The organism is Oscillibacter sp. (assembly GCF_040505565.1).
In the GTDB taxonomy this organism is placed as follows: Bacteria; Bacillota; Clostridia; order Oscillospirales; family Oscillospiraceae; genus Oscillibacter.
In genome coordinates this window covers 37,021-61,464 of record NZ_JBEUWZ010000011.1, presented here as the reverse complement: position 1 = coordinate 61,464, position 24,444 = coordinate 37,021, and the positions used below count along the sequence as shown (strand labels likewise).

Below are 24,444 nucleotides of genomic sequence, written 5' to 3'. Positions count from 1 at the left end.
ATGAGAAAGCGGTACTATCTTTCGTTTGACATGGATGATCCCAGGCATCGGGAAGCCGAAGCCCTTCTTGCCGATCAGGGCAGCCGCCAGCGCACCGAGTGTGTGGTTTCCGGCCTACTGGCGGCGAAGCAGGCAGATCACATAGAGCGGATTATCCGGCAGGCAGTCAGTGAGGAACTAAAAATCCTCCAATGTCGGTCATCCCCTCTACTGGCGGATGCGGCCGATAAAACGCAGTTGGCCGATCTCCCAGACAGCCTCATCCACGCGCTGGACGAAATATAAACCAAGTTGGCTCAACTATTTCGTGCCTTCCGGAAGTCGCATGGAAAGTTGCACCAACCTGGCTCACTTCTGAGAAATCGATATGGAAAGGAAGCAATCATCTATGAAAATGTCAACTGTTCAGATCCGGTATGACAGCGAAAAGTTGAGCGCCCTTCGGGAACACATGAGCGAAGCTGAGCTTCGCGCCGGACTGGAGGAACACCTGCAGGAACTCTATGAGCGGAATGTTACGGCGGAGCTGCGAAAAGCTCCCGGCCGCCGGGATGAAAGCGCCGCTGTCTGAGAGATACGGCGGTCTCGCTTTTTTTCTCTCTGCCGTTCGCGCTGCAGGCGCCATGGCATCCCGCTGAATGCGTACTGCGGCAGCATCCAAGCTGAATCGGAGAATCTGACGGGCCAAATGACACAGCAGATATGAAAGCCCGCGTCACCGCCCGTGTGCCCCTGTGCCGCGTTTTCCCCACGGGATGGCACGTTTACACCATCAAAAACGGTTGCGCCCCGTGTCGGAGCCTTGCACGGAAATTTGGCAGACAGCCGACCGGCAAGACTCCGGAGCCCGAGGTGAACCATGGGGTCGAAAACGATGCGGGTTAAAGAAGCGGGGTCGTAAAACGCCCCCGCTTCGGCTTACACCGCCCCGCAACGCGGGTCGGGGACGTTTCTCACCGGGGTCAGAATCCGGCCCGTGGAGTCGCTTCCGGGGTCGTGAGAAAAGCGGAATGTCGAAAACACAAGCTAAATCAAGAATTTCTTAGGGGTTGTGACCGGTGTTGCGGCCCCTTTTCGCGTGAATGGAGGTTTTTGCATGCCGGAAGAAACAATGAACAAAAAGAAGTTTCCGCTTTGGATGTATCCGGAAACCAGGAAGCTGGTTTCGGATTGGTATGAACGGGACAATTGCCAGAGCCAGAGCGAATTTATTGAAAAAGCAATCAAATTTTACTGTGGTTATATCTCCGCGGAGGAGGGCGTGCGCTATCTTCCAGCCGCTATCACCTCGGCCATGACCGGCATGGTGGACGGCATGGAGAATCGCATGGCCCGCCTGATCTTCAAGCTGGCGGTAGAAATGAGTATGATGATGAACGTCCTCGCCTCCACCGCCGATGTGGACGAAGCCACCCTTCGCCGTCTGCGGGGCAAGTGCGTCAGCGATGTGAAGAAATCAGTCGGCGCCGTGACCTTCGAGGATGTGGCGAGATTCCAGAAGGGTGAATGATTATGCCCCGGATTATCTTCAAGTGCCGGTATCTGAAAAACGCGGCGGCGCACGCGGAAAATCTGGTGACCTATGTTGCGACACGGGAGGGCGTCGAAAAAATTCCGCAGAATAGGCGGAGCCTCCCGGCCACAATTAAACAGAAGCAGCTCATCGCGGATATCCTCGCACGGTTTTCCGACTCCGACCGGCTGTTTGAGTACGAGGACTATCAAAACAGCCCGACCGTGGAGAACGCCTCGGAGCTGATTTCCGCGGCGCTGGATCAGAATTTCGATCAGCTGTCGCATCAGGAGGTCTACGTCAACTATATCGCCACCCGCCCCCGCGCCGAGAAGCTTGGCGCCCACGGCCTGTTCTCCGATGAGAATACGCCGCTGGTGCTGTCGCGGGTGGCGGAGGAAGCGGCCCGGTACACGGGCAACATCTGGACGCCGATCATTTCCCTGCGGCGGGAGGACGCCGCCCGGCTCGGTTACGACAACGCCGCCGCTTGGATGGCGCTCCTGCGCAAGCAGCGGAACATGTTTGCGGAGCAGATGAAGATCGCACCGGAAAATCTCCGCTGGTACGCCGCTTTTCACAACGAGGGTCATCATCCGCACTGCCACATGATCGTCTATTCCGCCGATCCCCGTGAGGGCTACGTCACCAAACCGGCCATCGAAACAATGCGGAGCAGCCTCGCGCGGGAAATCTTTCAGCAGGATCTGCTCCAAATTTATTCCGAACAGACTGTGTTGCGTGATTCCCTGACCGCGGAGAGCCGGGATACCCTGCAGGAGCTGCTGGAGCGGATGCGGACCGGTACCTGCGCAAACCCGGTCATTGAGGATCTGATGTCCCGGCTGGCGGAGCGGCTGAAGTACACGGCCGGGAAAAAACAGTACGGCTACATGAAGGCTCCGCTCAAGGAGTTGGTCAATCAGATTGTGGACGAGCTGACGAAGGACGAACGGGTGGCGGCGGCCTATGCCAAATGGCAGGAGCTCCGCAACGAGGTTCTGCGCACCTATAAGGATAAACTGCCCGAACCCTTGCCACTTTCCCAGCAGAAGGAATTCAAGCAGATTAAAAACATGGTGATTGCAGAAGCGGTCAGCCTCGGCAGTCACCATGTTACGTTTGAGGGAGATGAGAATGCCGGGCCGTCTTCTGAAGAAGAAAACGCCACAGAGGAAACGGAACCCGAACTGCCTCTATCGGAGCTGCCTGAAACAGTCATGGATCAGGATGGTTCCCCGGATTACGGCGTTTCGGACGATGCCCCGTCTTCGGATTCCGATAGGGCTGCGTCCGACAGGCCCCATATCGCATGGAATGACCGTTATAAGGAGGCCCGTACGTTCCTCTTCGGCAATGATGAGACTGAGCCGGACTTTGAGCAGGCCCTCCGGCTGTTCCGGGAGGAAGCGGAAGATGGTAACGCCCTCGCCATGCACGACCTTGGCCGAATGTATGCGGACGGGCTAGGTGTGGAGATCGACACTGACACGGCTTTCAGCTGGTACGCCAAGGCCCTCTCAACTTTTGAGGACATCGAATCACAAAAGGAAAACCGGTATGTGGAATACCGGATCGGCAAAATGTACGCGGCGGGACTCGGCACGGAACAGGATTATGAGGCTGCTGCCGGATGGTTTAGCGAAGCGGTCGCTAAGCGCCACAAATACGCGCAGTATTCCCTCGCCGGGCTGTACTTCCACGGGCAGGGTGTGAAGCAGAGCTATGAAACCGCATTCAGCCTGTACCTGCGCGCCGCAGTGCAGCACATGCCCTACGCCGATTACGAGCTGGCAAAAATGTACCGGGACGGAGTCGGCACAGCCGTCAACATCGCGGAAGCCGCGCGGCATTTCAAAATCGCCTTCCAGGGATTTCAGCAGATGGAAAAACAAAGCCGCGACGATAAGCTCCAGTACCGCCTCGGTCAGATGCTTTACACCGGAACCGGGACAGAAAAGGATGTGGAGGCAGCCCTCGGTTACTTTGAGAAATCCGCTCGGCTTGGTAATGTCCACGCACAGTACATGCTCGGCAGAATCTATCTGGACGCGGACGGCGGCCATGAAAATGCGGAGCAGGCCGTCCGGTGGCTGACGAAATCCGCGGATGGCGGTAATGCCCTCGCACAGTATGCGCTTGGAAAGCTCTACCGGGACGGAAACCATGTGGAAAAGGACATTCAGAAAGCTATTGCCTTTTTTACATCCGCCGCGGAACAGGACAATTCCTACGCGGCCTATGCCCTCGGCAGGCTCTATCTGCAGAACGAAGATATCCCAAAGGATGTGGACACCGCCGTAAAATGGCTGGAGAAATCCGCAGACCTCGGAAATCAGTTCGCCCAGTATACACTGGCAAAGCTATACCTCTCCGGAGAAGATGTCCCGAAGGATATTCCGAAAGCGCTGGAGCTGTTTCAGAAATCGGCGGCGCAGGGCAACTCATTCGCACAGTATCAGCTCGGCAGACTCTATCTGCTGGGTGAGGATATCTCAAAAAATGTGGATGCGGCCATTCGGTGGCTAACTGCCTCTGCGGAACAAGGCAACCAGTACGCCCAATACGCTCTTGGCAAACTCTATCTGCTGGGCGAAGACGTTCCAAAAGACGTGGACACCGCCGTCCGGCGGCTGACCGCCTCCGCGGAACAGGGCAACCAATATGCTCAATATGCGCTCGGCAAGCTATATCTGGCGGGGCGTGACATTCCCCGCGACCGGAAAGCCGCCATTCGCTGGCTGACACTATCTGCGGAGCAGGGCAACATTTACGCGCGGTTTTTTCTCGATCATCCGGACTCCTTCCGAGATCCGTCGCTTTTCCTCGCGGCGACAAGGCTCCTGCACCATCTGAGCCGAATTTTCCGGGAGGAACAGGAGTGGCTTCCCGGAGGCCCGCGCATGCAGGTGGAAAGCAAACTGCGGCGGAAGATCCGTCAGAAAAAGATCGCCCAGGGTCACGCTCCGGACGATCATGAGCAGAAATTTACCACTTACTAAACAGGATAGGGGGATTATCATGCACAGGCCGTTTGAAAAACCGTGGCAGAAAAAAGAAAACCTGATCATGAAAAAAGCATATCAGCAGGCCGCCTATTCGCCAACGGGCGGCCTTTTTCCGTCGCTGCGGAAAGCGCAAGCGCTGACGAGGGAGGGATTCCGGTATGGACTATGTGTATTTCACGGACGAACAGAAGCAGCGAGCCAACTCCGTGGATCTGGTGGATTTTTTGGAGCGTCAGGGCGAAAAGCTCGTCCGCTCCGGACACGAGTGGCGATGGAAGCGCTATGACAGCGTTACCGTCCGCGGGAACGAATGGTTCCGGCACAGCCGCAAGGAGGGTGGCCATGCTATCGACTTCGTGCAGGAGTTTTACGACATGAGCTTTCCCGAAGCGGTGCAGTGGCTTCTGGGCGGCGAGAGCGGCGTGGAATGGAACCAGACGGGCAAGAACGCTCCGACGCCGGAAAAAGAGTTCGCTCTTCCGGATGCCAATCCAGACATGCGGCGTGTATTCGCCTATCTCATCAAACAGCGTTTTATTGATCGCGAGGTGCTGTCCCGGTTCGCCCATGCAAAGCTTATCTATGAGGATAAGCAGTATCACAATGCCGTTTTCGTGGGACTGGATGAAAACGGGATTGCCCGTCACGCCCACAAGCGCGGCACTTATACCCAGGGAGAACCATATAAGGGAAACACGGAGGGCAGCGATCCCCGGTACAGCTTTCACTGGATCGGCAAAAGCGACAGGTTGTACGTCTTTGAGGCACCGGTGGATATGCTGTCCTTTATCACTCTACACCCAAAAGATTGGATGAATCACAGCTATGTCACGCTGGACGGCGTGTCGGAACACGCCATGCTCCGGCAGTTGGAGCTCCACCCGAATCTGAAAAAAGTTATTCTCTGCCTGGATCACGATGAGGCGGGCATCGAAGCCACTGGTCGGCTCCGGGGCATTTTAGCTGAACGAGGATATATGGATACCGAAGTCCTGCAATCTGTCTGGAAGGACTGGAACGAGGACGTGAAGGCCCTGCATGGGGTTACCCCCATCCCGGCGTCGGAGCATCCCAAACTGGAACTTTTACCGAAGGTATGCGAAGGAATTTCCAGCCTGTGCGAAGCGCTTTCCACGCAGAGGGATCTGCGCGCTTTTCTGGCTGACTGCGCGCGGGAGCTGGAACCGCTGACCGCGTCCGGGAAGGTGACGTCTGAGAATACGGGCATGGCCGTGGACAGTTTGGAGTGCATGGCGGCGGGCTCCCTGCTGCTTTTGAAAGACCTGTGCCGACAGATGGAACGGCCCGTGACCGCGGAGCAGCTGGTGCGTAAACTCCAGTCGGAATACAAGCCCCATGAGGACAGAGGCTGGCTGCGTTCCAGAATGGAGAACATCCGGCGTGATTTCGCGGACATCGGCAAGCAGGTAGACACACCCGGCATCCGCAGCGAGGACGATATGCGGCAGCTCTGCCGGTCTTACCTGAACTTCGCCCTGGACTGCGTCAAGGCCCGGATGTTTGTGGAGCTGGAATCACCGGAGTTGATTCCAGAGCAGGAGCAGGCCGTAAATTTTACGATGAGCATGTAGGACGCGCTCCCTCCTAAATTATATTTTTTTCCTTGATTGATTTCATGCTAAAATAGCGTATAATATTAGCATGAAACGAAATTGGGGGGAGGTGATCCCGCATGTACGCGGAAACCCTGCAATCCCTTTGTGAACAGAGCGGAGGCATCCTGCTCACGAAGGATATTGTTAACGCCGGCGTTCCCAGCAGTTATCTGACAGCATTTTTGAGAGATGGCAAGCTGGAACGTGTCGGGCATGGCGTGTATATCACGCCGGATGTGCTGGAAGATAAGATGTTCACCCTGCAGGCCCGAAAAAACCGGCTGATTTATTCTCACGATACTGCCCTGTTCCTGCACGACCTGACTGACCGTGATCCGCTGACATACAGCGTAACGGTGCCGACCGGCTACAACACCAAGCGGCTGACGGAGGAAGGGCTCAGCGTGTTTTCCATCAAGCCTGATTTATACGGGATGGGAATCACGACGGCGCAGTCACCCTTTGGCAGACCAATCCGGGCTTACGACGCGGAGCGCACTCTGTGCGACATGCTGCGCAGTCGGCATCAGATGGACGGCGCGCTTTTCCCGGAAGCCCTGAAGCGGTATGTCCGAAGAAAGAATAAAAACATTCCCCTGCTGATGCGGTATGCGGAATCGCTCCGCGTTAACAAACTGCTCCGGCAGTATTTGGAGGTATTGCTATGAAAACATCCCGGCAGCTTAACGCCCTAATCCGGAACATGGCGAAAGACAAAAGCATCAATGCGCAGATCATTCTCCGGAACTTCATGCTGGAGCGTCTGCTGGAACGGATTTCTCTGTCCCCTTACCGGGAGAACCTGATCCTGAAGGGCGCGGCATGCTGGTCGCGGCCATGGTGGGACTGGACACCCGTGCTACCATGGACATGGACACCACGCTGAAGGGATACCCACTGACTGAGGAATCCGTCCGCTCCGTTTTTACGGATATTCTCGCCGTCCCGGTTGAGGATCACGTGACCCTCACGCTGAAAAAGCTGGAGGAAATCCACGACGAAGCGGAATATTCCGGCATTCGCGTCATGCTGGAAATGCTCCTGGACGAAACAAGGCAGACCCTCAAGGTTGACATTACAACCGGCGACCCCATCACACCGGCCGCGGTCGATTATTCCTTTAGGCTGCTGTTCGAAGATCGGAGCATTCAAATCAAGGCATACAATCTGGAAACAGTGCTTGCAGAAAAGCTGGAAACCATCTTCTCCAGAAGTACCGCCAACACCCGCATGAGAGATTTTATGACGTGTACGTTTTATGGCACACGCGAAGAAGCGATATCAGTCTTCCTGTCCTGAAAGAAGCGTTTGAGCGAACGGTCAGGAAAAGAGGAAGCGATTTTCTACTACGTGGCGGCATTCGGGAAGGGACGGAGGCGCTGTCCGGCAGCAAGGAAATGCAGGAGCTATGGACACGCTATCAGAAAAAGTATTCCTATGCCGACGACATTGCCTAGGAGGATGCCGTTGCCGCGGCAAAGGAACTGTATGAGAACGCCATGGCTGTGACAGAAAAGTAAGAAACAGAAATTATACATAAGGAAACCGCCGAAGAGCCTGAAAAAACTCTCCGGCGGTTTTCTTATGGACATACAGGCTTTCTAAGGTCTCCATCCTACGAAAACGCAGGTGATTTTATTATCCTTGTCCGCGTCCGAGTAAAAAAGCACGGTGTATTGCTTGGTATAGACGTAATAATGGGAGAGCTTCGAGTCCGTCAAATCCGTATACCACTCGTCGCCGAAGGTATGGTCCTTCGCGTCCTCCGACCAGCCGTCACCGATCATGCCGTCAAAATCGGCGGCATCCACAGTAAACAGCATATGAACGCTGAAATCCTGCCCCGGCTCGTAATACCCCTTCAGGTAGGCTGCGGATTTCGGAATGGTGATGCTGTACTCATCGTTTAGGGTCTTGAGCCATTTATCGCTGAACCCATCCTTGATCTCGGACGGAGAGAATGCTTTATCGATAATGTCTGTGCAGCCGCAGAGCGAGAAAAGGATACCTGCGCTCAGTATCATAACCAATATTTTAGTCAGTCTTTTCATCGCACCCGTTCCTCCTGTATTCCAAAATGTCTCCGGGCTGGCAGTCAAGCGCGGCGCACAACTTTACCAGAGTTGAAATCTTCAACGCCTTTGCTTTTCCGTTTTTAAGAATGGAAATATTAGTGATCGTGATGCCGACACGGTCCGCCAGCTCCGTAACGCTCATTTTTCGCTTGGCAAGCATGACGTCGATATTGAAAATGATCTCGTCCTCCATGTGCCCTCCTTATATCGTCAGGTCGCTTTCTTCCTGAAGGTCCGCGGCTTTTCTTACGAGATGGGACAGAGCGGCCGAAACAGCGGAAATGGCGATTCCGATGACCAGTACGATCAGGGACATCAGCACGATTCCCGGATGGTTCATATCAAGGAGCCAATACACGATGTTCATGACAAAGAAAAAACCGGTGTCTGCCACAGTTAATACCGCGATCCGTTTCAGCAATTTAGCGTTTTCTACGGAAAAAGAGCGATTTCTCCCAATGTTCCCGGCAATCCTCCATCCGAAAGCCAGCACGATATAGCAGGGAATGCCCGTAACCCATATCAAAATCATCCAGGACAGATAGCAATGCGCAAATTCGGGATAGCTTGCCACCAGTGACTGCCCAAGGGACGGGATTACCCATGCGTAAACAAGCAAACCGCATAAGCCGACGACGATAATAATGCATTTCAACCATTTTGACAAAGAGGACTGATTCACAGGTAATACCTTCTTTCCGACGCTTCCTTGTACTGATATCCACAATTATAGTCATCCATTATTCGCATGTCAACCATTATTTGTCGTAACACGATAAATAATGGTATGGATTCTCACTTTACAATTTAGGCTTTTATAAAAAATACGGAGGTGATCTCATTGCAAGCATCCCAAATTATCACCCTGATCGCAGCCGGACTCACCATGTTCGGCGTGATCGGCTTTTTATCCTTTCTGGCCCATTACTACACCCTGAACGGCATCAAGTCCAAGACCGTGGGCGACGGCCAGCACGGTACGGCGCGCTGGGCAACCAAACAGGAAATTAAAAAGACCTATACGGAAGTCAGATTTGAGCCGGAAAAATGGCGCAAGGGAGAAAACCGGCCCACAGCGCAGGGATTGGTGGTCGGCTGGCGAAAAGCGTCCCTGTTCGATAAAACGGCTCCCCATGGCTACGCGCTGGTGGATGACGATGATATCCACTGTCTGATGATCGGTGCGGCAGGTGTCGGCAAGACCGCGAATTTCCTCTATCCGAACCTCGAATACGCCTGTGCCTGCGGCATGTCTTTCATCACCACCGATACGAAAGGCGACCTCTACCGCAATTACGCGGGAATCGCAAAGGATGATTACGGTTACCATGTGGCGGTCATCGACCTGCGCAACCCCACCCGCTCGGACGGCAACAATCTGCTCCATCTGGTCAACCGGTACATGGATCTGTATCTTAAAAACCCGGAGAACTTGGCGTATAAAGCCAGAGCGGAGAAATATGCCAAAATCACAGCAAAGACTATCATCAACTCCGGAGGTTTCGACACTGCTTCGGCCGGACAGAACGCTTTCTTCTACGATGCGGCCGAGGGGCTTCTGACCTCTGTCATCCTGCTGATTGCCGAATACTGCGAGCCGAAGCAGCGGCACATCGTGTCGGTGTTCAAGCTCATTCAGGATCTGCTGGCGCCTAGCGGCGTGAAGGGCCGGACGCTTTTCCAGATGCTTCTGGCGCATCTGCCCGACGAGCACAAGACCAAATGGTTCGCCGGCGCCGCGCTCAACACGGCGGAGCAGGCCATGCAGAGCGTCCTGTCCACGGCGCTCTCCCGGCTTAACGCTTTTCTGGATTCCGAGCTGGAGCAGGTGCTGTGCTTCGACACCGCCATTGACGCGGAAAAATTCTGCACGGAGAAAAGCGCCGTCTTCCTCGTCATGCCGGAGGAAGACAACACGAAGTATTTCATCATTTCGCTGATCGTTCAGCAGCTCTATCGGGAAATTCTTTCGGTGGCCGACGAGTACGGCGGCAAGCTGCCGAACCGGGTGATGATGTTCCTCGACGAGATAGGAACCATCCCAAAAATTGAGTCGGCCGAGATGATGTTCTCCGCCAGCCGGTCGCGCCGCGTGTCTATCGTCGCCATCATCCAGAGCTTTGCGCAGCTGGAGAAAAATTACGGCAAAGAGGGCGCCTCCATAATAATTGACAACTGCCAGGACACCGTGTTCGGCGGCTTCGCCCCCAACAGCGAGTCGGCGCAGATTCTCTCGAAAGCCCTTGGTAATCAGACCGTCATGAGCGGCTCCATCAGCCGCGGGAAGAACGATCCCAGCCAGTCCCTGCAGATGATCGAGCGGCCGCTGATGACGCCCGACGAGCTGAAATCCATGCCCAAGGGCCGGTTTATCGTCACAAAGACAGGGGTTTACCCGATGCGTACCCGGCTGAAGCTGTTCCTCGAATGGGGCATCACCTTCGGCAAACCATATGAGATCGCGGAGCAATCCGCCCGAAAGGTGGAGTACGCGAACCGGCACTCACTTGAGGAAGAAATCATCCGGCGCAACGCCGCGTGCGAAGCCGATCCGGAGGAAAAGGTGGAACCCGATTCTTCTGCCTCCGCCGGTATCCAGCATACCCCCGCACTGGAGCATAAGGTGCCGGAGCAGCAAAAGCCCTCGATACGGATATAGCGGGAGGCGATTCAATGAGCTATTTTTCCTCGCTTTATTCCTCGGTGCTGCCCCACCGGGCAAGGGCGGTGTATATGTATCTGCGCGATCGGGCCGACCAGGACGGCAAATGCTATCCGGCGATTGGTACCATCGCCAGGGAACTGAAGCTGTCCCGCAGCACCGTTAAACGCGCGATTGCCGACCTTGAAAAAAGCGGTTACCTGCGCAGGGAGCAGCGCTGGCGGGAAAACGGCGGCAAGAGCAGCAACATGTTTTATCTGACGAAGGCTGATTCCAGTTAGCGCCGAAAAACGGACGTTCCTCCAAGGGGGAGGTCTGTCCATACGCTGGACTGTGGTACGGTTCATGGTGAACCGTCAGTGAAGGTCCCACTCTAACAGAAAGCTAACGTCAGAGAAAAACAATCTACTCTACGGGAAAGGGCCATCTCCCCGTAAGAAGATGACCCTTTGCTCATTTCGTGTCCAGCAACGCCTTGACGGTTGCTGTAACAACCTGAAGATCCCGCTCGTCACACAGCTGAATCATGTGAATGATGTGTTCCTTTTTCTTATCTGTGTGTTTAATTTCAGGATAGAAGATGGTATCCGCGGATATTTTCAAGGCGCGAATGAGCTTAAACAGCACTTTTACTCTCGGCAATTTATTCTCATTTTCAATTGCCATGATATACCGCGTCGTGATCCCGGTTTGTTCGGCAAGAGCGTCCTGTGTCATTCCAGTAGCCAGTCTTGCGTCTTTGATCGTCTGGCCAAAGTTATTCAGTAGTTCCTCCACTGTCAGTTCACCTCCAAGGAAATTTTACCGTGGAGGAAGAAAAAAGAGAACGAACTGATGATGACGGTTATGGCGAATTATTTATCAAGGACTTGCTTCCCTTTGCTCTCCCGCACATACTTAATGGGAGTATTTATTGCAGCTAGACCATGTGTATGAGCGATTCCATGTCTTACCGACATTGTGTACCTTTGATGTTGCTTTTTAACTTTATAAAATCGTAATAGCAAAAGCTTTAGGCCATTACACCGCTGACAATATCGCATCAATCTGCGACAGAGCCTTATAGGCGTTCTTATATGCTGGGCAAGCATCTGATGGAATTGCATAGTTTCTTGTGAGGCTTCTGAGTTTTTCCAATAAGGCCGTTGCTCTGCCAGTATCCATACCATCTTCAAGTACGGCCTGCAGTTCGTCTGTTACCTGTTTAACTTCCATCAACTCCGGATGTTTCGCCCCATGTATTTTCTGCACTTTCGGTAGAAACATATTCAGTGTCTTAAACGATTTCTGTACAGATTTCGAGCAGTTCTTTAAATGATTTGATCTTCCAAACATCTATTGTCCTTCTTTTCCTTTTTTCTCATTATACTGGAGACTTTCGCCGCTTACCTTGATTTATATCAAGTTTATAATTTTTAAAAGAAGAGGCAGAAGCCATAAACATTCGTGGCTTCTGCCTCGAAACCATGTTGCTCCTGTTTGCCAGATAGGTATAATCCGCCTATTATAAGACGTTTTCCAATGCATCTTTCTGTAAGAGGCGTATGTTTTTCCCCGACCGTCCCAGAAATCCATCATCTTCAAACTGTCGCATTCGTCTTGAAAGGGTCTCGGGTGTGGTAGCTAAAAATGCTGCTAACTCCTTCATAGACAGTGGAAGTACAAATGTATCCGCCCCGGCGACCTTTGACAGGTCAATTAGGTAGGAAGCTAGTCTTAACGCGACACTTTCCGTCGCTGTGCGGGTAGTCAACTGGTCCGCCTCTGCCAGCTTGCGGCTGTATTCTTCCAGCAGCTTGACACTGATAGCAGGATATTGTATGAGCAGCTCCATGAATTCCTCACGCCCTATGACACACGCCTCAATATCTGTCAGTGCTTCCCCAAAACTGTTCGGATTGCTGGAGCCAAATAAGGTGTCTTCTCCTATAACACTTCCAGGCTCCAGTACACGAAGCAACTGTTCCTTCCCAGAACCCGAAAGCTGATAAACTTTGATCCTGCCTTTTGCAAGGATAAATAATCCACATGATTTATTGGGAGAATAGATAATTTCTCCTTTTGCATAACAGCGGTGTTGCATGATTCCGCTGATTTTCTCCAGGTTTTCGTGACTTAAGTGATTGAAAATCGGCACATTCTCTGCACATACGTGTCCTGACATTTTTTCCCTCCATTCCGAAAACGTTTTGGCGAGGTTCTTTTAAGCAGCTTTGCTTATATTTTCTGTAAGCTTTGCCAAAAGCTCATAGGTTCTACAAAAAGTAGCACATGCATCTGCGGGAACCATAAAACTTCCTGTTATGGATTTCAGTTCATCTAACAGCTTAGCCATTTCTTCACTGCTTTTACCGGATTTTGCGCCTTTAAGAATGTCTGAATAAATTTCTCCCACTCTGGAAAGCTCCGGATGGTTTCCAGAGTGAACGCGCTGTACGACTGGTAAGATCTTGTTTAATTCCTTTACATCGCTGCTATTTACAATTTCCTGATATGTCATGTTAACTCTCTCTTATCTTTTATTCTTATGAAAGTTTCAATACTTCATAGCCGATACTTCTGACAACCTCGGCGAGCTTTTCAGGTTCCGTTGTCTGTTCATCGTACTGCACCTTGGCTTTACTGGAGTTGAACAAGATGGACACGGAATCCACTCCCGGAGCATTCTTCAGTACGGCCTCGATTTTCTGTGCACACATAGGACAGACCAGTTCGCCCAACTGCATGGTACATTTTTTCATATTAAATTCGCTCCTTTTTCATTGATATCATGATTTTAACATGGGTTGCTTATCAAATACTTGATGCAGATCAACTTTTTACAATCCATGATTTAAACTGCGCTTTTTCCATGGACTCATAACCCTTCATGATTTCTTTGTTCTATGAAGAAGCCGCATAGCATTCAGGATGACCACCAGGATACTTGCTTCATGTATAAACATGCCGCTTGCCATGCGGATATATCCGGCAAAAAGTCCCGCTAAAAGCAACAGCACCGTACCGACGGCAATCACGATATTCTGTTGCAGGACACTGACTGTTCTTTTTGCCAGCTTTATCGCCACCGGGATGCTCTCAAGGTTGGAGCGCATCAGAACCACATCCGAGGTTTCCACAGCCACATCTGTTCCGCCTCCCATGGCAATTCCTGTGTCAGCTGCAGCAAGTGCCGGGCTGTCATTAACGCCGTCCCCTACGAATGCAACGATTCTGCCTTCTCTTTGCATCTTCTGTATTACAGAAAGCTTGTTCTCCGGCAGAAGTTCTGCCTGCACTTCATCTATTCCAATCTCTGCTGCAACTGCTTCTGCTGTCTTACGATTATCTCCCGTGAGCATCACTGTCTTTTTGATGCCCAGACGCTTTAGATTTGCAATCGTTTCTGCTGCGCCATCCTTAATCTTGTCAGAAATAGCAAACAATAATAAAATCTTTTCATTCTCAGAAATCAGAACTGTGGATGCGCCATTCCTTTGTGCCTCTTGTAAATCTCGCTGCTGTTCCTTTGTCAGGGTGATTCCCTGTTCCGTCATCATCCGTTTGCTGCCTGCTATTATGACATTTCCATCTATGTCAGCACGAACTCCAAATCCTTTCAATGTCTCACTGGCAACCGCTTTTTCCACTGTAACATCCTGCTTCTTTACATAATTCACAATTGCCTTTGCCAGCGGATGATCGCTTGTACTTTCTAAGGCTGCCGCCAACTTCATAGCACCTGGAATATCTTCTGTGTAGCTGTAAACATTTGTCACATCAGGATGACCTGTAGTAAGTGTTCCTGTCTTATCAAACAGGAAGGTATCCACCTTGGCGAAGGTTGTCACGCTGTCACCGCCTTTTAACAACACACTGTCTCTCGCACCGCGGCCGATACCAGCCACGTTGGCTACCGGTGCCCCAATGACCAGGGCTCCCGGACATGCAAGGACAAGAACGGTGATCGCTGTATCCAGGTTACGGGTAATGAGCAGAACAAGTGCTGCAATTACAACGACTGCGGGTGTATACCATTTGGCAAACCTGTCAATAAATCGTTCCACCGGGGATTTCGCATCCTGTGCCTCCTCCACCAGTGCAATAATCTTGGAAAAGGTGGTATCCTCCCCCACACGGGTTGCACGCATCTGTAAGATTCCACTGTCAAGGATGGTTCCGGCATAGACCTGATCTCCAACCACCTTATGAATTGGAACGGATTCGCCGTTGATGCTTGCCTCATTCAGATACCCTTCTCCGAATTCGATGATACCATCAACGGCTACCTTTCCACCAGTCTTGACCAGCAGCAGGGTATCCTCTTTCACCTCATCTGCATCAATCTCCTCTGGTTCAGCTGTCTGGCTCTCCAATCTCCATGCAGTGGCGGGTGCCATCTCTGTAAGCATCCGGATGGCACTGCGGGTCTTCTGCAACGTACGCTGTTCCAGGTATGTTCCGAATTGGAAAAGAAATGTCACGATAGCTGCTTCGCTGTACTCTCCGATAAACAGTGCGCCAAATACTGCAATGCTCACTAAAACTTCAATGCCAATGGCTTTCATCCTCAGTCCTGTGATTGCCCGGAAGAAGATTGGCAATCCTGCTAGCACTGTGGCAACGAGATAACAAATGATTGTGGCTGTTCTCATATTTGTCAGTCGTTCTGCCAGATACCCTAAGACTGTCAGTATGCCTGCTGCAAATGTAAAAGGTGTCGTATACTTTTTAAGGAATTGATTCAGTTTTCGATTCCATTTACTCATGTGTATCTACCTCCTAACTGTCTGAATCGTAGCAGATCCTGTCAGGGAAGTAATTGACGTGTGTCAAAAAACTTATCTTCTTTGTGTCATGAGTCGATATGCAGTTGGCTCAGCGAATCAACATCAATGATTGTAATCTGTGTGGGATCATAGGTGATTAGGCCGTCTTTCCTCATTTTATTCAGTTCTCTTGACAGAGATGGCCTTTGAACCCCTATTTTTTCAGCCAGTTCTTTTTTGGTCATATTCAATTTAATTGTTGCGGATTTTTGAGCGTGGTATTCGTAAAGCAAAAACTCAATAATGCATTGTCGAATTGTCTTTAACGTTAATACTTTAATTTTGCCTGTTAAAATAAGCGTTTTGTCGGATACGGACTGGAGAAAACCCTTCAGAAACTTACTGTTATCCTGGCATAGCTTTAAAATCAATTCTTTCTTGATCTGGAGAATTTCCGCGTCACATTTGGCGGTGATTGTCATGGGATAAAAATTCCTGTGTGAAAACAAAAGGTTTTCTCCCATAACCTCGCCGGCAGAAAAACTGCAAATCGTGAGCAGATCCCCATTCGAATCAATTTTTTGTACCGAAACAGCCCCATTTAAAATGATGTCGAGGTTTTCACATTTTTCGTTCTGAAGATGTACCACGGAATCTTTGGAATAAGTTCTGATATGGTAAAGATTGTTTTGAAACAATTTATCCAACTCATCAGTAGAGAAGCAGTTAAACAGATCAACCGTTTCAAGTATCGAAAATAAATTATCCAAAATAGCACACCTTTCTTCAAAGGAGTAACCGTGGTTACTCCTTTCACTTTTGTTTTTGATTATAATACATAAGTATCAAAGATGAAAGGGGCCTTAAATGTTTTGGATAAAAAATATGAGAATCAGATTCTGAAATCGATGGATGCCGTGCGCGAAAAAGCACCAGATATCCCGCTTGATTATTTTTTTGATATCTGGAAGGGATTCTGGTTTGGTGAACAAAAGGCAGAAATGCCGTCCATAGCGGTATTGGGGACCGGTATTCCCGAATTATATATCCGAGCTGCCGGTGCGAACCCGCAATTTCTGCTTGGCGGTAATTACTTTACGGATCAATATGCGGAACAGGTGTTTCCGCAGATTTCGGACCCTGTATTGAAATCTGCAAGCAGCATTCTCTTTTCCGGGCAGCTTGCCCGCATGAGGGATATCATCGCCATGGTCGTGCCGGTGAGCAACGCCGACACGCGCAAAGTCCTGCCTTATTTAAAGGATTTGGGGCATCCGGTGATCGTGGTGGAGGAGGAGCCGTTTCTGAATTCAAAAGCCACCCTGCGGTTTCAGTCGTCACAAATGGATTTTGTTATGGAGCTGCAAAAGCTCACACATCGGCCGGTCACCGCCAAGAGCATACGAACTGCCGCGAAGCAGATCACCAGCGCGCATCATGCCCTCCGTTGCCTGAAGGCTATGGACATTCCGCAAATCGCAAAGGATTTTATCAATCAGACCTATTATCTTGCTCCTGACATTCATGAATGGACTGACCACGTGAATGGATTGGCCAAAGAAAATTTGAAACCGATGTCCGAAAACCGGTCTCGTCTGCTTCTGATCGGATCGCCGATCTTTTTCCCTAATGCCAAAATTCCGTCCGTACTACATAATGTTGGTATCCGCGATTATGAGAATCTCTGCGGAATCCCCGATCCGGAGGATTATACGGAGCTTATGAAGCGTGATCCTTCCTCACTGAATTCAATGTTCAGGGAGCTACATGAAATTCATTACAGATCGGCACGAAACGATATTGCCCGCGTGCTGTGTTCTGATACCTCTTTCCTGCAAAACACTGGAGGCGTAATCTACCATCTTCTCAAGGGACAGCTCATGTATGCTTATGAAGCGGAGCGGATCGAAAAAGCCGCGATCAGAGCGGGGATTCCGTTTGTCTGCATTGAAACGGATTATACGAATGCCGATACCGAACAGATCAGAATTCGCCTGGAAGCGTTTTCTGAACTGCTGATGCAGACCGGAAGACTGTCCGCGGTAGTATAAAAATGAATATTCATCAGCTTAAAAACTCAAAACGATCAAGGAGGAACTTATGTCATTCAGCTTTCTTTTACAAGAACTGCATCAAAAGACTGTGGAAAAGAAAAAAGCGGCAAAAGCGCACCGCGGAATTATGACCGTCGTGATAGCAGCCGCTCTTGTCACAATCGTATTTTTCGCTGTCAAAACAAATCTTGCGCGGAGCCCGGCAGTCGGAACCTCAGCGCACGCAAGCAATATAACACAAAACGCCGGGAGTGCGGCCCAGCCAAACGGCGGTAATCAAACCGAAACCGCTATGCAGGCAAAAACACTTAAGCGCATCGAAAATGTTGCCTCTATTTTTGGTATTGCTGTATTGACATCGGGAGGCATGATAATCTATTACAAAAAAAAGAAAAACCGCATTGAACCGCTTCCGGTACTGCAGAGTGAGGGGGAGACACATTGAAACAGCGTAAAATTACGGCTTTCCGTATCATGTGTCTACTGATTGCCGTTGTCGCACTCGTTTTTCTGGGAAGCGGATACCGGATTATTATTTTGTTGCTCAGCATCTTCAGCGCTCTGGTTTTTGGGCGTCTCTGGTGCGGCTATGTCTGCCCGCTGGGCTTTTATCAGGAACTGCTGTCAATGCTTCGGAAAAGGCTGCATATCCCAACATTCCATGTGTCATTAAAAGCAAAGTCCTATTTGCGTCCGCTGAAATGGATCATACTTGTGTATTTTCTGGCTAGTGTTTTGTTTTTTGGAATGCGCCCGGTTATGTACATACGGCCCGACCTTTCCTTCAGCAGCGCGGATATGAGTATTTATAAAATCATCATCGTAGGCGTCGTGACGGGAATTTGCTTTTTGAAAGAACGGGCGTTCTGTAAATACTGCCCGTTAGGGACACTCCGAGGCTTTGTCAATAAAATCAGTTTCGGAAAAATAAAAAAAGACAGCACTGCGTGTACACACTGCCGTGCTTGTCTTGAATGCTGCCCCATGGATATCCGTTCCATTTATGAGGAACGCAGCAAATCCGATATCACTCACTCAGACTGTATTTACTGTATGAAGTGCATTGAGGCATGCCCGGAACAGGATGTGCTTTCCTTTACCTTGTTCGGGAAAACGGTATTGTCATCCAAACGGAATATAAAGCAGGTGAAATAATGGAAGATCGTACATTGGAACGTTATAAGAGAAATATTTCGCGCGTGTCCGCAGGCTCCCTGAAACAGTTGACATCCTCGCGGGATATTCCTGAGGGGCTTGGATATTTCACTGATGTCCTCAGAAAAACATTTGTCGATTTTGAGAAGGATGACAACGAGTACATTGGCAGCTACTGCGTGATGGTGCCGGATGAAATGATATACGCGTTTGGTTACAGGCCGCTTCGCTTATGCGCTGGGCACAGCGTTGCGGCAATGATCGGAGACGAGATTGTCCCGCGTGACGCCTGCCCGGTTTTGAAAGCAACCGCCGGTTTTCACGCAATGCGCGTCATGCCAATCTATCAGCAGTGCAAGTTTGCGGTGCTGCCGATGACCTGCGATGGCAAACGAAAGAGCGCGGCGCTTTTGTCGCAGTACCTTCCGGTTATCCCTTTGCCGCTTGAGATGGATAAGTCGGAGGATCGTTTTGCGCAGAATTTGCAAAACATGCACGCGCTCATGAAAAGTATTTCCAAAGAAACGGGCCGCAGGTTTTCCAACCGAAAACTGATCGAATCATGCAAAAGCATTAATGCGGCACAGCAAGAAGCATACAAACTATACGCTCTGCTCTCATCTGACAATCCGTCTGTCATGGGTTCACAGGTTATGGCTGTGCTTAACAGCTATTGCTATGATACACCGGAAAGCTGGACGCAGCATGCGAAAATGCTGAATGCCGGACTCTCTCACAAAGCGGCTGTAATGCAACCGCTTAAGAGGAAAAAACCGCGTATCTTTATTGCGGGCTCTCCCATTACATTTCCAAACTATAAACTGCCGTTTTTGATGGAAAGTCTGGGGGCGCAGATCGTCGGAGACGAGACGTGTATGGCGGGGCGGCTTTTATATGACCCGGTTGTTCCTGACGATTACAGTACGGATGGTATCTTGCGTGCGCTTACGGCACGATATGTCTGCGCATGTACGTGCCCGGTATTCGAGCAGACGGATGACCGTCTCAGCAGTCTCACAGAAAAGTTGCGTCAGACGAAGGCGGAGGGCGTTATCTATCATATCCTGCGCGGCTGTACGCCTTACGATTTCGAGCTGTCAATGGTGGAACAGCTGGCGGAAAAATTGAATATTCCGGTTCTGCGTGTTGAAACTGATTTTTCCGCCGAAGATGCCGAACAGGTGAAAATCCGTCTGGAAGCGTTTGTTGAATTGATAGAGCAAAGGAGATAAATACATGGGAAACTATTATGTGGGACTGGATGCCGGTTCAACTTACCTGAAAGCGGCATTAATAAAGGATAACCGTGTTTTAGGTGCGGAACTCCTTCCGACGGGCATCGACTGCGAAGAAACCGCGGCGAAGCTGCTTGAAAAAATCTATATGGATGAAGGTATCACACGCGATAATATCGCCGTAATCACCGCAACCGGATACAGCAGGCGCAGTATCGGCCTTGCGGACGCTACGATTTCAGAAATCACCGCTCATGCCTGCGGTGTACAGCTGACGGCCCCCGAAAATGTGCACCCGCGTCTGATTATTGATATCGGAGGCCAGGACAGCAAGATCATCAGCCTTGGTCTCGATGGACATATCGTGAATTTTACAATGAACGATAAATGCGCCGCTGGAACAGGAAAATTTCTGGAGGTTGTGGCTGATCTTTTGGAAACCACAATCGATCAGATTGCTTCACTTGCGAAAGAGAGTACTGACCCCTGCCAAATCAACAGCACCTGCGCCGTTTTTGCCCAGACGGAAGTGATCTCTCTCCTTGCTCAAAAGAAGAGCCGGAATGACATCCTTGCCGGTATGCACATCTCCATGGCAAACCGTATTGCCAAACTGGCACGCAAATATAAATCGGACGGTGATGTGTTGATGACCGGAGGCGGCGCTAACAATGACGCTCTTCGATCAGCTCTGGAAGATGAACTGATGTGCGATATTTACAAGGCAAATTATCCACAGTTCAACGGTGCAATCGGGGCTGCTTTAATTGGCATGCAGAACGCTGAAAAGGAATTTAAAAGTTATGAGGAAACTGAAAATCATAAGGGCACTATCCAGAAGTTTACTGGTAGGTGATGTAAAGGCAGCGCTCCATGTACTAGAATGTACCGGGGCAAGCCGGTGATATTCAGTAACAAAATAATGATAAGGGCAAACTTGTCGAAAGACTGGGACGCAAAGCCAAGGATCTAAAGCGTTTAAATAACGCTATGACAGCCTGGTTGCAAAGAATGTCCTGAGTCTGTCCTTTTGACAGGATCAGGGCATTCTTTGCAATGTACATTGGAACGGAAAAATTAAGAACATGGCGCTACCCGCCAACAAAAAAAACGTGAGTTTGGCGGGTCTATTCTTATGCCTGAATAAACACGTACCCTCCAGACTTGCAGGTTTGGAGGGCTTTTCTATGCGCATTCGATATGCTCTGAACTTCAGGCGGCCGCTCGGTAACAGCGGCCGAGCGTGATGTAGCGGACTACAATCTGCTGCACATCGCTTTTCTAACCGGTAGCTTGTCAAAAAAAGCCTGTGCTTTTCAAGGGAGCAACGCGGGCAGCAATACGAACCACCAGAGCAGGTAGAATATGAAATAATTTACAGGGGCGAACCTGTGGGCAACCATGCTCACAAGTACGCTCCTGTTTTGTTGTTTGCAGCTATACCGCGCTGCCGGGCTCCGCCGCTTGTTCTTCATTTCCGGATTTCAACAATCACGAAATGGAGGACAAGCCTTATGGCAAAGTATCAGAAAAGAACGGATTACCATGCGAAATATCCCGGTGTGAGCAAAGAAATCATTGAGGTCTTGGAGAAAAGCGACCGACAGATGGAATATTTGCAGTATGACATCAAAGTCGAGCGATGCCGGATCGATTCTGTGAGCGGCGCCGTTACATATCTCCCCAGCAGGGAGGACTCCTATGAACGGCTTCTGGAGGAAAACAAGCAGTTTATCGCCGCTGGCGAGGGCGTGGACGATGCCGCAATCAAGACCGTGATGATCGAAAAAATGCTGACCTGCCTCAAGCAGCTCAGCACGGAGGAACAGAAATTGATCACTGCTCTGTTTTTCAAAGGCAAAAGTGAGCATCAGGTGTCCAGAGAAATCGGCATCGCCCAACGAACCATTCATGACCGGAAGATAAAAATTCTGGCGAAGTTAAAAAAACTTATGGAAAAGTAAAAAAAATTTTCTGCTTGTCCCCCTTGCTCAACATAGAAATGAGTGAGGGGGACATCTCCACAATTCCATAGGCTCATATGAATACTGACTGTGACATCATCTCGGATTTTTCTTTGATTTCTCCCAAATATATTTGAGAATTCGACAGTTACGTTGTATAATGTGAATATCCAAATTTAGGGGGATGTCTATGTCTGTTAGCTATAAAAAATTATGGAAACTGCTCATCGATCGTGATATTAAAAAGAAAGATCTGTGTGTTTCGGCCGGCATCAGCCCATCCTCGCTTGCCAAGCTGGGGAAAAGCGAAAATGTCAATACGGATATTCTCGTAAAAATCTGCAACGCGTTAAATTGCGATGTGTCCGATATCATGGAGGTCAAGCCAGTATCCACAGAAAAGGAGGAATCCGAGAATGAAAAGCACAGCTCCTAAGCTGCCCGGAAAGTTCTGCAGGGTGCTCTCCTTTATTCCCTGGATCAATTGGCTTTCCGTGCTTTATATCGGCATCGTGAATACTAACGCACTGCATATTATCTGCGGGATTGTTTATGCGGTTGTAACCTTCGCGGTCCCATCCACAGCGCCGTTCCTTTGGATTGTCGGGATCGTTCAGTATATTTTTGCTTACAGGAGCATCAGAAAGCGGATGGCTTCGGCCGGGGTGTCTTCCGCCAGTCCGCAAGAAAAGGCCAATATCCATTCCCCATCACCGACGGCCCCCGGCTTTTCCGACATGGTGCTCCAGGGGGAGCCGGAGAAAAAACAAGCCGTTCCCGCAAGGCCGCAGTATTCCGCTTCTACAGTCCGGGTTTCGATCCATGATCCGCATGAAAAGTTCTTTGCGGATATGAAAAGGTTTGCACAGAAGGATGGAAAAGAAGTCCCATTTGTGCCGTTTATGTCTTATTGGCCGACTTACGACAGTATGAACAAAAGCCAGCAGGCATGGTACTTCTACTGGCGTTCTCAGGTCCGCCAGAGAAATTACATTGACACGGATCTGTCGTACATTTTCGTACTGATTTATGAGCTGCTCAGCGGAACCGGATGGGAATCCCCGCGGGACGGCTATGAAAAGCTCAAGCGGGTATGGAACGCCTACCGGGAGAGATTTCCCGCGCTGGACCGTTATCTGGGAGATTGGATATTTGACTTCGCCCGACAGTATGAACTTACAGACTTTTCCCTTTCAGAGCAGGAGAACCCTCACGCATCGCCCTCGGCTAAAACGGATCTGATGATTGCCCGGCATGCGTCCGAGGTTCCATTGAAGCTCTCTTTTTCTCTCATTGACGCGCTGTGCGACTATTCCATCGTCAGCAGCAAGTTCTATAAAGACGGCAATCAGGAACTGATGCGGGAGGCTATCCCTCGGGTTGTGGCTCTTGCCGACGCCGCTCTTCAAAAGAAGACGGGAAAGGGCATCCTGGATACCTATGGTCCGACCCGAGCAAAAAAGCAGGAATACTATGCGTTTGCAAGCGCGGTATGCCCCCAGGCAAATCAAAAAATAGCCTTCACGGTTAAGGGCTATTCCGCTTATCCAAAGTTGCGCGCTTACATCAACGAGCTGGTTCGCTACGGCGAAAACTCGCTGAGAAACCTATGCGGATGCCGGGGCCGTCTTCGCGGGATTACGCTGGACCCGGAAACCTCAAAACTGATCGACAGTTTCCTGACAAAAGAGTATGGCAATCGACAGAGAACCGATTTATCAGAGGAAAAGCCCACGAAGGTCGTCTTGAATTTTGAAAATATTAACACGCTGCGGGAAGAATCGGATGCCGTGCGGGAAGCACTCTCAGTGGAAGAACCAGAATCCAAAGCAGAAAAGGCTTTACTGACCGATGTGAAAGAGGTCACCTCGATTTATCTGGCGCTGTCGCCTGAGACGCGAGGCCTTCTGGACCTCTTGCAGAAAAGCGCATGGGAGGCTCCTTCCCAGCCGGGGGACGAAGCTTTGATTCAGGAGATCAACCGGCAGTCGGAACGATATCTGGGGCGCGCGCTTCTGGTCGTGGAAAATGCCGATATTATCGCAGAGGACGATTACCGGGACGAGCTTGCCTACATTTATGAAAATCCGCCCGCGATACCGGCGGAGGAAGCCCGGACAAAGTGCTTCGACGCATCTCTCCTGCCGGAAGAATTCCGTGACTTTATGGAAGCGCTCTCGCCGGAGCAGGAAAAGGCTCTATTCGCTGTGACCGCGTCCGTTGACTCGCAGCCGGAACTGGAAAAAATCGCAGAGGAAGCGCTGACCATGCCGCAGATTCTTCTGGACGACATTAATGCGGCGGCCATGCAATATCTGGGGGATATTCTGATTGATACCGCCGAGGAATCGCCGCATATTCTGGACGAATACGCGCCGGCTTTGAAAAAATCAATTGCTTAGGGGGAACGTTAT

At 50.4% G+C, this 24,444-nt stretch carries 28 protein-coding genes and 1 riboswitch; of the genes, 18 read left to right on the top strand and 10 right to left on the bottom strand.

From position 1 onward, the window contains the following. The 8 genes from ABWQ15_RS05270 to ABWQ15_RS05235 all read left to right on the top strand — a co-directional run bounded on the left by ABWQ15_RS05270 (position 1) and on the right by ABWQ15_RS05235 (position 7,436). Positions 1-285, top strand: a complete 285-nt coding sequence (locus ABWQ15_RS05270) for a plasmid segregation centromere-binding protein ParR (protein WP_187034949.1) — start codon at positions 1-3, stop codon at positions 283-285. Positions 286-388: 103 nt separating this feature from the next. After that, positions 389-571, top strand: coding sequence for a hypothetical protein (locus ABWQ15_RS05265; protein WP_187034951.1), 183 nt, complete (start codon positions 389-391; stop codon positions 569-571). Positions 572-1,096: 525 nt separating this feature from the next. After that, entirely contained in the window at positions 1,097-1,510 is a 414-nt protein-coding gene (locus tag ABWQ15_RS05260; protein WP_353907753.1) for a hypothetical protein, read from the top strand. A 2-nt stretch (positions 1,511-1,512) separates the two neighbouring features. Continuing rightward, on the top strand, positions 1,513-4,515 hold the full coding sequence (gene mobP3, locus ABWQ15_RS05255; RefSeq protein ID WP_353907752.1) for a MobP3 family relaxase: 3,003 nt from the start codon (positions 1,513-1,515) through the stop codon (positions 4,513-4,515). 164 nt (positions 4,516-4,679) lie between these two features. Then, positions 4,680-6,113: a DUF3991 domain-containing protein gene (locus ABWQ15_RS05250; protein WP_353907751.1), complete on the top strand. Its 1,434-nt coding sequence runs from the start codon at positions 4,680-4,682 to the stop codon at positions 6,111-6,113. A 101-nt stretch (positions 6,114-6,214) separates the two neighbouring features. Continuing rightward, positions 6,215-6,805, top strand: a complete 591-nt coding sequence (locus ABWQ15_RS05245) for a type IV toxin-antitoxin system AbiEi family antitoxin domain-containing protein (protein ID WP_353907750.1) — start codon at positions 6,215-6,217, stop codon at positions 6,803-6,805. After that, on the top strand, positions 6,802-7,023 hold the full coding sequence (locus tag ABWQ15_RS05240) for a hypothetical protein (protein ID WP_353907749.1): 222 nt from the start codon (positions 6,802-6,804) through the stop codon (positions 7,021-7,023). Before ABWQ15_RS05245 ends, ABWQ15_RS05240 begins: the two co-directional genes overlap by 4 nt. Beyond that, the gene (locus ABWQ15_RS05235; protein ID WP_353907748.1) at positions 6,960-7,436 is read left to right on the top strand and encodes a nucleotidyl transferase AbiEii/AbiGii toxin family protein; all 477 of its coding nucleotides are present in this window, start codon (positions 6,960-6,962) and stop codon (positions 7,434-7,436) included. The genes ABWQ15_RS05240 and ABWQ15_RS05235 overlap by 64 nt, the downstream gene beginning before the upstream one ends. Positions 7,437-7,738: 302 nt before the next feature. Here the strand turns inward: ABWQ15_RS05235 and ABWQ15_RS05230 are convergent, their stop codons facing one another. The 3 genes from ABWQ15_RS05230 to ABWQ15_RS05220 are packed head-to-tail and all read right to left on the bottom strand — an operon-like array spanning position 7,739 to position 8,894. Beyond that, positions 7,739-8,188 carry a hypothetical protein gene (locus ABWQ15_RS05230; RefSeq protein ID WP_353907747.1) on the bottom strand — a complete coding sequence of 150 codons (450 nt, stop codon included), beginning with the start codon at positions 8,186-8,188 and terminating at the stop codon, positions 7,739-7,741. Continuing rightward, positions 8,172-8,405 carry a helix-turn-helix domain-containing protein gene (locus ABWQ15_RS05225; protein ID WP_353907746.1) on the bottom strand — a complete coding sequence of 78 codons (234 nt, stop codon included), beginning with the start codon at positions 8,403-8,405 and terminating at the stop codon, positions 8,172-8,174. The genes ABWQ15_RS05230 and ABWQ15_RS05225 overlap by 17 nt, the downstream gene beginning before the upstream one ends. Positions 8,406-8,414: 9 nt before the next feature. Next, complete coding sequence (locus ABWQ15_RS05220; RefSeq protein WP_353907745.1) at positions 8,415-8,894, bottom strand: DUF2975 domain-containing protein; 480 nt, start codon at positions 8,892-8,894, stop codon at positions 8,415-8,417. A gap of 159 nt (positions 8,895-9,053) precedes the next feature. Here ABWQ15_RS05220 and ABWQ15_RS05215 point away from each other — a divergent pair, with 159 nt between their 5' ends. Beyond that, the gene (locus ABWQ15_RS05215; protein ID WP_353907744.1) at positions 9,054-10,871 is read left to right on the top strand and encodes a VirD4-like conjugal transfer protein, CD1115 family; all 1,818 of its coding nucleotides are present in this window, start codon (positions 9,054-9,056) and stop codon (positions 10,869-10,871) included. A gap of 14 nt (positions 10,872-10,885) precedes the next feature. Next, entirely contained in the window at positions 10,886-11,155 is a 270-nt protein-coding gene (locus tag ABWQ15_RS05210; protein WP_353907743.1) for a helix-turn-helix domain-containing protein, read from the top strand. A 172-nt stretch (positions 11,156-11,327) separates the two neighbouring features. Here the strand turns inward: ABWQ15_RS05210 and ABWQ15_RS05205 are convergent, their stop codons facing one another. The 7 genes from ABWQ15_RS05205 to ABWQ15_RS05175 all read right to left on the bottom strand — a co-directional run bounded on the left by ABWQ15_RS05205 (position 11,328) and on the right by ABWQ15_RS05175 (position 16,392). Beyond that, complete coding sequence (locus ABWQ15_RS05205) at positions 11,328-11,651, bottom strand: helix-turn-helix domain-containing protein (protein WP_353907742.1); 324 nt, start codon at positions 11,649-11,651, stop codon at positions 11,328-11,330. Positions 11,652-11,894: 243 nt separating this feature from the next. Next, complete coding sequence (locus tag ABWQ15_RS05200) at positions 11,895-12,209, bottom strand: hypothetical protein (RefSeq protein ID WP_353907741.1); 315 nt, start codon at positions 12,207-12,209, stop codon at positions 11,895-11,897. 169 nt (positions 12,210-12,378) lie between these two features. After that, positions 12,379-13,038: a Crp/Fnr family transcriptional regulator gene (locus ABWQ15_RS05195; protein ID WP_353907740.1), complete on the bottom strand. Its 660-nt coding sequence runs from the start codon at positions 13,036-13,038 to the stop codon at positions 12,379-12,381. A gap of 39 nt (positions 13,039-13,077) precedes the next feature. After that, positions 13,078-13,374, bottom strand: coding sequence for a hypothetical protein (locus ABWQ15_RS05190; RefSeq protein ID WP_353907739.1), 297 nt, complete (start codon positions 13,372-13,374; stop codon positions 13,078-13,080). A gap of 25 nt (positions 13,375-13,399) precedes the next feature. After that, the gene (locus tag ABWQ15_RS05185) at positions 13,400-13,615 is read right to left on the bottom strand and encodes a heavy-metal-associated domain-containing protein (RefSeq protein ID WP_275717844.1); all 216 of its coding nucleotides are present in this window, start codon (positions 13,613-13,615) and stop codon (positions 13,400-13,402) included. 126 nt (positions 13,616-13,741) lie between these two features. Further along, positions 13,742-15,622, bottom strand: a complete 1,881-nt coding sequence (locus ABWQ15_RS05180; protein WP_275717845.1) for a heavy metal translocating P-type ATPase — start codon at positions 15,620-15,622, stop codon at positions 13,742-13,744. A gap of 86 nt (positions 15,623-15,708) precedes the next feature. Further along, complete coding sequence (locus ABWQ15_RS05175) at positions 15,709-16,392, bottom strand: Crp/Fnr family transcriptional regulator (RefSeq protein WP_275717846.1); 684 nt, start codon at positions 16,390-16,392, stop codon at positions 15,709-15,711. Between the two features lie 102 nt (positions 16,393-16,494). On the opposite strand from ABWQ15_RS05175, the gene ABWQ15_RS05170 reads away from it, so the two are divergent. The 8 genes from ABWQ15_RS05170 to ABWQ15_RS05135 all read left to right on the top strand — a co-directional run bounded on the left by ABWQ15_RS05170 (position 16,495) and on the right by ABWQ15_RS05135 (position 24,432). Then, positions 16,495-17,673, top strand: a complete 1,179-nt coding sequence (locus ABWQ15_RS05170; RefSeq protein ID WP_275717847.1) for a 2-hydroxyacyl-CoA dehydratase family protein — start codon at positions 16,495-16,497, stop codon at positions 17,671-17,673. Between the two features lie 49 nt (positions 17,674-17,722). After that, positions 17,723-18,121, top strand: coding sequence for a hypothetical protein (locus ABWQ15_RS05165; protein WP_275717848.1), 399 nt, complete (start codon positions 17,723-17,725; stop codon positions 18,119-18,121). Continuing rightward, complete coding sequence (locus tag ABWQ15_RS05160) at positions 18,118-18,831, top strand: 4Fe-4S binding protein (protein ID WP_275717849.1); 714 nt, start codon at positions 18,118-18,120, stop codon at positions 18,829-18,831. The genes ABWQ15_RS05165 and ABWQ15_RS05160 overlap by 4 nt, the downstream gene beginning before the upstream one ends. Beyond that, entirely contained in the window at positions 18,831-20,063 is a 1,233-nt protein-coding gene (locus ABWQ15_RS05155) for a 2-hydroxyacyl-CoA dehydratase subunit D (RefSeq protein WP_275717850.1), read from the top strand. The genes ABWQ15_RS05160 and ABWQ15_RS05155 overlap by 1 nt, the downstream gene beginning before the upstream one ends. 4 nt (positions 20,064-20,067) lie before the next feature. Beyond that, positions 20,068-20,922, top strand: coding sequence for an acyl-CoA dehydratase activase (locus ABWQ15_RS05150; RefSeq protein ID WP_275717851.1), 855 nt, complete (start codon positions 20,068-20,070; stop codon positions 20,920-20,922). A gap of 64 nt (positions 20,923-20,986) precedes the next feature. Next, a riboswitch (cyclic di-GMP riboswitch) is annotated at positions 20,987-21,076 on the top strand. A 504-nt stretch (positions 21,077-21,580) separates the two neighbouring features. After that, positions 21,581-22,030: a sigma factor-like helix-turn-helix DNA-binding protein gene (locus tag ABWQ15_RS05145; protein ID WP_275717852.1), complete on the top strand. Its 450-nt coding sequence runs from the start codon at positions 21,581-21,583 to the stop codon at positions 22,028-22,030. Between the two features lie 190 nt (positions 22,031-22,220). After that, positions 22,221-22,466, top strand: a complete 246-nt coding sequence (locus tag ABWQ15_RS05140; RefSeq protein WP_187035190.1) for a helix-turn-helix domain-containing protein — start codon at positions 22,221-22,223, stop codon at positions 22,464-22,466. Beyond that, complete coding sequence (locus ABWQ15_RS05135; RefSeq protein WP_353907738.1) at positions 22,447-24,432, top strand: TerB N-terminal domain-containing protein; 1,986 nt, start codon at positions 22,447-22,449, stop codon at positions 24,430-24,432. The genes ABWQ15_RS05140 and ABWQ15_RS05135 overlap by 20 nt, the downstream gene beginning before the upstream one ends. Positions 24,433-24,444 lie beyond the last annotated feature (12 nt).

Bases quoted from the DNA above. Each gene is read 5' to 3' on its own strand.
- ABWQ15_RS05270 (WP_187034949.1), top strand. From the start codon at position 1: ATGAGAAAGCGGTACTATCTTTCGTTTGACATGGATGATCCCAGGCAT.
- ABWQ15_RS05265 (WP_187034951.1), top strand. From the start codon at position 389: ATGAAAATGTCAACTGTTCAGATCCGGTATGACAGCGAAAAGTTGAGC.
- ABWQ15_RS05260 (WP_353907753.1), top strand. From the start codon at position 1,097: ATGCCGGAAGAAACAATGAACAAAAAGAAGTTTCCGCTTTGGATGTAT.
- mobP3 (WP_353907752.1), top strand. From the start codon at position 1,513: ATGCCCCGGATTATCTTCAAGTGCCGGTATCTGAAAAACGCGGCGGCG.
- ABWQ15_RS05250 (WP_353907751.1), top strand. From the start codon at position 4,680: ATGGACTATGTGTATTTCACGGACGAACAGAAGCAGCGAGCCAACTCC.
- ABWQ15_RS05245 (WP_353907750.1), top strand. From the start codon at position 6,215: ATGTACGCGGAAACCCTGCAATCCCTTTGTGAACAGAGCGGAGGCATC.
- ABWQ15_RS05240 (WP_353907749.1), top strand. From the start codon at position 6,802: ATGAAAACATCCCGGCAGCTTAACGCCCTAATCCGGAACATGGCGAAA.
- ABWQ15_RS05235 (WP_353907748.1), top strand. From the start codon at position 6,960: ATGCTGGTCGCGGCCATGGTGGGACTGGACACCCGTGCTACCATGGAC.
- ABWQ15_RS05230 (WP_353907747.1), bottom strand. From the start codon at position 8,188: ATGAAAAGACTGACTAAAATATTGGTTATGATACTGAGCGCAGGTATC.
- ABWQ15_RS05225 (WP_353907746.1), bottom strand. From the start codon at position 8,405: ATGGAGGACGAGATCATTTTCAATATCGACGTCATGCTTGCCAAGCGA.
- ABWQ15_RS05210 (WP_353907743.1), top strand. From the start codon at position 10,886: ATGAGCTATTTTTCCTCGCTTTATTCCTCGGTGCTGCCCCACCGGGCA.
- ABWQ15_RS05200 (WP_353907741.1), bottom strand. From the start codon at position 12,209: ATGTTTGGAAGATCAAATCATTTAAAGAACTGCTCGAAATCTGTACAG.
- ABWQ15_RS05195 (WP_353907740.1), bottom strand. From the start codon at position 13,038: ATGTCAGGACACGTATGTGCAGAGAATGTGCCGATTTTCAATCACTTA.
- ABWQ15_RS05190 (WP_353907739.1), bottom strand. From the start codon at position 13,374: ATGACATATCAGGAAATTGTAAATAGCAGCGATGTAAAGGAATTAAAC.
- ABWQ15_RS05185 (WP_275717844.1), bottom strand. From the start codon at position 13,615: ATGAAAAAATGTACCATGCAGTTGGGCGAACTGGTCTGTCCTATGTGT.
- ABWQ15_RS05180 (WP_275717845.1), bottom strand. From the start codon at position 15,622: ATGAGTAAATGGAATCGAAAACTGAATCAATTCCTTAAAAAGTATACG.
- ABWQ15_RS05165 (WP_275717848.1), top strand. From the start codon at position 17,723: ATGTCATTCAGCTTTCTTTTACAAGAACTGCATCAAAAGACTGTGGAA.
- ABWQ15_RS05155 (WP_275717850.1), top strand. From the start codon at position 18,831: ATGGAAGATCGTACATTGGAACGTTATAAGAGAAATATTTCGCGCGTG.
- ABWQ15_RS05150 (WP_275717851.1), top strand. From the start codon at position 20,068: ATGGGAAACTATTATGTGGGACTGGATGCCGGTTCAACTTACCTGAAA.
- ABWQ15_RS05145 (WP_275717852.1), top strand. From the start codon at position 21,581: ATGGCAAAGTATCAGAAAAGAACGGATTACCATGCGAAATATCCCGGT.
- ABWQ15_RS05140 (WP_187035190.1), top strand. From the start codon at position 22,221: ATGTCTGTTAGCTATAAAAAATTATGGAAACTGCTCATCGATCGTGAT.
- ABWQ15_RS05135 (WP_353907738.1), top strand. From the start codon at position 22,447: ATGAAAAGCACAGCTCCTAAGCTGCCCGGAAAGTTCTGCAGGGTGCTC.